This is a genomic window from Vibrio sp. 10N.222.46.A1 (genome assembly GCF_041473595.1).
Classification (GTDB): domain Bacteria; phylum Pseudomonadota; class Gammaproteobacteria; order Enterobacterales; family Vibrionaceae; genus Vibrio; species Vibrio tasmaniensis_A.
Genome location: NZ_JBFRSN010001069.1, coordinates 1 through 1,469 on the forward strand (window position 1 = coordinate 1; position 1,469 = coordinate 1,469).

At 45.5% G+C, this 1,469-nt stretch carries 2 protein-coding genes and 1 pseudogene; all 3 read right to left on the reverse strand.

Features of this window, described 5'->3' with window-relative positions:
• Nucleotides 1-252 (reverse strand): annotated as a pseudogene (locus tag AB4496_RS23810) (AraC family transcriptional regulator); the annotation flags it as partial.
• Between the two features lie 244 nt (nucleotides 253-496).
• Nucleotides 497-748: a DUF2999 family protein gene (locus AB4496_RS23815; RefSeq protein WP_009844829.1), complete on the reverse strand. Its 252-nt coding sequence runs from the start codon at nucleotides 746-748 to the stop codon at nucleotides 497-499.
• Nucleotides 749-878: 130 nt separating this feature from the next.
• On the reverse strand, nucleotides 879-1,469 hold a 591-nt coding region (locus AB4496_RS23820; RefSeq protein WP_372132232.1), incomplete at its 5' end, for a YdcF family protein.

Here is a 1,469-nt window from a genome sequence, read left to right on the forward strand (position 1 = left end):
CTCATGCTCTAACAAGTGCTGCGGCAACTCCGCCATATCCGCGACAATAAACCGTGCGGCTTCATCCGCTTTAAACGCATGCGCAGTGGTTACCGGAATTACCACACATTCGCCCACGGCCACTTTGCCGACATACCCCACCATTTCGATATTAATACTGCCTTGGATCGGCAATACTAATTGATGATGGTCATCATGGGCATGGGTATTAAATTGCTTGGTGTAAGATCGAATGCTTAAGCTAGATTTCATAATCAACGCCGGAGTAGATCGGTTCAGAACGAGTTAAAACACGAAACTACATGATTTGAACAAATGAGTCACTTCGGGTTGGCATTTGTTAGTACCCTAACCTATTCTAATGGCGATCAAAAAAGCCGCTCAAGCATCAATCACAATGCTCAAACGGCTTTTTATTAGAGTCTAATTAGCGCTGCCAAGAGCCGTTAGCCAAACCGGCTATCGCTCATGAGCTCAATCGCCATATCACACTAGATTATTTTTGAAGTTGCTCTTTAGCCGCTTCAACCTTAGAAAAATCTAGGCCAAGCTCTTCAACTGCTTCTTTGATTAGCGCAGGGTTTTGCATTACCTGACCCATCAGCATTTGAAGTTTGTCTTGAGGTAAACCAAGTTGGCTGATTGTCGCCATTGCTGCAAGAGGGTTCTCTGTCAACGTCTTGAATATCTCGCTGATCTGCTCGTCGCTAATATTGTTCTCTTTCAACATTGCTAAAATCGGGTTCATTTTTTTGCCTTTGAAACACTAAATTAAGTAGGAGCACAGCATACCATCTAGCTGTGCTCGATTGTACTAACAAGTGAAGCTTTGGTTTAACGCGAACTGTGCTTTTCCCAAACGCAAATAATGCTTGGGCTTAACGAGATTCCAATGGGTAAGAACGGTAGCTCCACATGCCATAAGTTCTTAGAGCATCACGGTAGATACCTAATAGCTCACCACTGCTCGCTTTCTTAAGATCTTCTAGCGGCTTGTCTGGGTAAGAAACCGTATCGAAGGTAATGCCCTGAGGACCCGTTTGCCAGCTAGCGATCTCAAACAGAGTTTGACCACGACGAACATGGCTCGCTGAGCTAATAATGGTCGCATGTTTAATATCATGACGAGCAAGCGCATAGCTACTGAACATGGCATTACCTACCGTGCTGGTCGCGTAGTTCTCTTCAACGATGCGGTCTTTGCTTACCCCTTTTGAGATAAGCCAATCCGCCATTAACTTGCCTTCTGTCTTATGGTTCTTAGGCACGCCGCCGGTTAACACGATCATCGCGTCTGGGTTCGCTTTCGACATTGCTAATGTCGTTTCAAGACGTTCAATCAAGATTTCATGCATAGAACCATCAGGGTTAAGCGCGTAACCCAAAGTGACGATGGCACCGTGCTCATCCAATAAACCTTTCTCCGCCGACTCTTTCAACGGTGTTTCTAACACGCGGTCGACCGTTGC